Genomic DNA, 4,001 nt, shown 5'->3' on the forward strand with positions numbered 1-4,001 from the left:
GATGTGGAGGTGGTCGATTTTGCGGGTGGATCCAAAGCCCTGGCCGCCGTGGTGGGCGGCAGCGCCGATGTGGTCTCGGGCGCGTTCGAGCACACCATCAACATGCAATTCAAAGGCCAGCCCATGCGCGCCTTTGTGCTGCAAGGCCGTGCACCGCAAATCGTGTTGGGCGTCAACCCCAAGACCATGGCCGGCTTCAAAACCGTGGCCGACCTCAAGGGCAAGAAAATCGGTGTCACCGCACCCGGCAGTTCGACCAATGTGATGGTCAACTTCGTGCTGGCCAAGGCCGGCCTCAAGCCCAGCGATGTGAGCATCATCGGCGTGGGTGCGGGCAGCGGCGCCGTGGCCGCGATGCGCTCCGGACAGATCGATGCGATCAGCAACCTGGACCCCGTCATCACCTTGCTGCAGCGCTCGGGCGACTTGAAAATCGTCTCCGACACCCGCATCGTCTCGGAGTCTGAAAAGGTGTTCGGCGGCCCCATGCCAGCGGGTTGCCTGTACGCGCCGCAAAGCTTCATCGACAAAAACCCGAACACCGCACAAGCCCTGGCCAATGCCATGGTGCGCGCCAACAAGTGGATCCAGGCCGCCGGTCCGGGCGACATCATCAAAGCCGTGCCCGAAAGTTATCTGCTGGGCGACCGCGCGGTCTACATCGACGCTTTCATGGCCGCCAAGGGCGCGCTCTCACCCGATGGCCTGTTCCCCGCCAAAGGCCCCGAAACCGCCTACCGCGCCTTGGCCAGCGTGGACGACAAGATCGCAGCCGCCAAGCTCGATCTCAACGCGGTGTTCACCAACGCCTATGCACAAAAGGCCAACGCCAAATACAAGTGATGCAAAAGTGATGCGTGCCGCCCCCCAGGGGGCGGCACCTGCGGACCGCTCTGCACGAACCGACATGGGGCGGTCCAATGGCGGCTGCGCAGGGCACTCGAATCGGCGCCAGGCGTGCGCCGCAGCACCGTTGACTTCCACCGTTTGAACACATGAACCCTCCAGCCATCGATCTACAAGGTGTGGCCTGCACCTTCATCAGCAAGGACGACCCCGGTCAGCGCTACACCGCCGTGCAAGACGTGTCGCTGAAGGTGGAAGCGGGCGAGTTCGTGAGCGTGGTCGGCCCCACCGGCTGTGGCAAGAGCACCCTGCTCAACGTCGCCGCCGGTTTGCTCGTGCCCAGCACCGGCAGCGTGTCGGTGTTCGGCCAGGCACTGAACGGCACCAATACGCGGGCGGGCTATATGTTCCAGGCCGAGAGCCTGATGCCTTGGCGCACCGCCTTGCAAAACGTGATGGCGGGCCTGGAATTTCGCGGCGTGCCGCTGGAGCAGGCCCGTGCGCAAGGCGAAGACTGGTTGCGCCGGGTCGGCCTGGGTGGCTTTGGTGACCGCTACCCGCACCAGCTCTCGGGCGGCATGCGCAAGCGCACTTCCTTGGCCCAGACCCTGGCGCTCGACCCGGACATCATCCTGATGGACGAACCGTTTTCGGCGCTCGACATCCAGACCCGCCAACTGATGGAAAACGAGGTGCTGGAATTGTGGGCGGCCAAGAAGAAGGCGGTGCTGTTCATCACCCACGATCTGGACGAAGCCATTGCCATGAGCGACCGCGTGGTGGTGCTGAGCGCCGGACCGGGCAGCCGCCCCATCGGTGAATTCCACATCGACCTGCCGCGTCCGCGCGACGTGGCCGAAATCAAAACCACGCCCCGCTTCATCGAGCTGCACAGCGCCATCTGGGCCGTTCTGCGCGAAGAAGTGCTCAAGGGCTACCGCCAACAACTGCAGGCAGCCTGAGCCAGAACCATGTGGAATGTCATCAAACCCCGCGCCCAGACCTTGTTGCTGTGGCAGCTCGGCCTGCTGGTCTTGCTGCTCGTGTTCTGGTACGCCATGACCACGCCCGGCCTGGTGCCGCTGTTCATGTTCGACAACGACCGGCAAGCCGCCTTCTTCTTTGGCGAGCCGGTGGTGGTGGCGCAACGCATCTGGTCCTGGTTCGTCACCGAGGCCGATATCTACAAACACCTGGGCGTGACGCTCACCGAGACCTTGCTCGCATTTGGCATCGGCTCCGGCGCCGGTCTGGCCGGTGGCCTGTGGCTGGCGCTCTCGCCCATGGCTTCGGCCATTCTGGAGCCCTACATCAAGGCCATGAACTCGATGCCGCGCATCATCCTCGCGCCCATCTTCGCGGTCTGGTTCGGCCTGGGCATCGCCAGCAAGGTGGCGCTGGGTGTCACGCTGGTGTTCTTCATCGTGTTCTTCAACGTCTACCAGGGCGTGAAAGAAGTCAGTCCGGTGATCCTGGCCAATGCGCGCATGCTCGGCGCCAGCCAGCGCCAGCTGCTGCGCCACGTCTACCTGCCCAGCGCCACCAGCTGGGTGTTCAGCTCGCTGCACACCTCGGTGGGGCTGGCCTTTGTGGGCGCGGTGGTGGGTGAGTACCTGGGATCGAGCCAGGGCGTGGGCTACCTGATTCTGCAGGCCGAAGGCAGTTTCGACATCAACACCGTGATGGCCGGCATCGTGGTGCTCACCGTGTTCGCGCTGTTGCTGGATGCACTGGTGGGCCGCATCGAGAAGCGGCTCATGAAGTGGCAACCCCGCTCGGGTGAAACCGAAAAACTCTAGGCCGGCATGAACGCCTACCTGCTGCTGGGCCTGGCCATCGTGGCCGAAGTGATCGGCACCTCGGCCCTCAAGGCCTCGCAGGGTTTCAGCCGCCTGGCGCCGTCTGCGCTCGTAGTGGTGAGTTACGCGCTGTCGTTCTACGCGCTGGCCCTGGTACTCAAGTCGGTGCCGGTGGGCGTGGCCTATGCCATCTGGTCGGGCCTGGGTATTGTGCTGGTCACGCTGGTGGCCTATGCCTTGTACGGGCAGAAGATCGACGCACCGGGCTGGATCGGCATGGGCCTGATCATCGCCGGGGTGGTGGTGTTGAACCTGTTCTCCAAGACCAGCGTGCACTGAACCGGGCAGTCGCCCGGGGCCGCTCAAAGCACCTTGGACAGCTTCTCGCGCAGCTCGGGCAGGCGCTTTTCACCGATGCGGCTGCTGGCCATGGATTCCGCCCAGGACAGATAGGCCTTGCGCAAGCCCTCGGTGCCCTTGGCCTCGAAAATGCTCTGGATCAAGGTCAGGCGCATGTTTTGCCCGAACACGGTGTTGACCGTGTTGATCATGAAGTTGCGCGCCATCTCGGCGTCGGCTGCGGTGCGGGTGGCGGCATCGGGCAGGCTGGCCAGGTAGCCATCAGCCCCGGCACCCACACCGCCAGCGGCGGGCGACGTGTCAGTGGCCGCCGGCCCGGCAGCCGGCGCCAAGGCGACCTGGATGCGCTCTTTCACCTCCACACATCCCTGGGCAATCAACTGTTCCATGATGGACAGGATGTCGCTGCCGGTGGCAAACGGCGCCAAGTCCTTGCCGCTGCGCTGGCCGTCGACCAGCACCAGAATGCGCCGCACAATGGGTGGCAAACCCAGCGCACGCGACTGGATTTCTTGCTGCCCAGCAGCGGTTTTGGCGAATACGGAGGCGAACAGATCGAGGTCTTCAGGCATGTGCACGGTGATTCAATAGGCGGCCGATGAACTGCGGCAGGCCATTTTGCACACACGTACTGGGGTCGCGCAAGTTAGGTCTTGCCCCCATAGCCGGTCAAAATGTCACGGCATTGGGCTTTGTTTGGGCCAAAACAGCCCCCCAATGCGCACAAACGCCGCATCAAGCGCTAGGCATCTGCGCCCGTTCCAGCGCGTCCGCGAACATCGCAGCCACATCGAATCCGGTCTGCTGCTGGATCTCCTGGAAGCAGGTCGGGCTGGTGACATTGATCTCGGTCACCTTGTCGCCAATCACGTCCAGCCCCACCAGCAACAGGCCACGCGCCGCGAGCTGCGGCCCAATGGCTTCGGCAATGGCGCGGTCGCGGTCACTCAGCGGCTGCGCCACGCCCTTGCCGCCCGCCGCCAGATTGCCACGCAC

The 4,001-nt window shown here is 64.1% G+C and carries 5 protein-coding genes and 1 pseudogene; 4 read left to right on the forward strand and 2 right to left on the reverse strand.

Annotated elements, in window-relative coordinates; translation table 11 throughout:
* The 4 genes from ABYB95_RS18580 to ABYB95_RS18595 all read left to right on the forward strand — a co-directional run.
* Positions 1–843 (forward strand): ABC transporter substrate-binding protein (locus ABYB95_RS18580; protein ID WP_372660218.1); only part of this gene is annotated, 843 nt, incomplete at its 5' end.
* 152 nt (positions 844–995) lie between these two features.
* Complete coding sequence (locus ABYB95_RS18585) at positions 996–1,808, forward strand: ABC transporter ATP-binding protein (protein WP_372660220.1); 813 nt, start codon at positions 996–998, stop codon at positions 1,806–1,808.
* 9 nt (positions 1,809–1,817) lie between these two features.
* Positions 1,818–2,645, forward strand: coding sequence for an ABC transporter permease (locus tag ABYB95_RS18590; protein WP_372660222.1), 828 nt, complete (start codon positions 1,818–1,820; stop codon positions 2,643–2,645).
* Between the two features lie 6 nt (positions 2,646–2,651).
* On the forward strand, positions 2,652–2,984 hold the full coding sequence (locus ABYB95_RS18595; protein WP_372660224.1) for an SMR family transporter: 333 nt from the start codon (positions 2,652–2,654) through the stop codon (positions 2,982–2,984).
* Positions 2,985–3,007: 23 nt separating this feature from the next.
* On the opposite strand, the gene ABYB95_RS18600 is transcribed toward ABYB95_RS18595, so the two are convergent.
* Complete coding sequence (locus ABYB95_RS18600; RefSeq protein ID WP_372660226.1) at positions 3,008–3,577, reverse strand: hypothetical protein; 570 nt, start codon at positions 3,575–3,577, stop codon at positions 3,008–3,010.
* A 163-nt stretch (positions 3,578–3,740) separates the two neighbouring features.
* Positions 3,741–4,001 (reverse strand): annotated as a pseudogene (locus ABYB95_RS18605) (glutathione synthase); the annotation flags it as partial.

Origin of the sequence: Hydrogenophaga sp., from assembly GCF_041633695.1 — a bacterium.
GTDB lineage: Bacteria > Pseudomonadota > Gammaproteobacteria > Burkholderiales > Burkholderiaceae_C > Hydrogenophaga.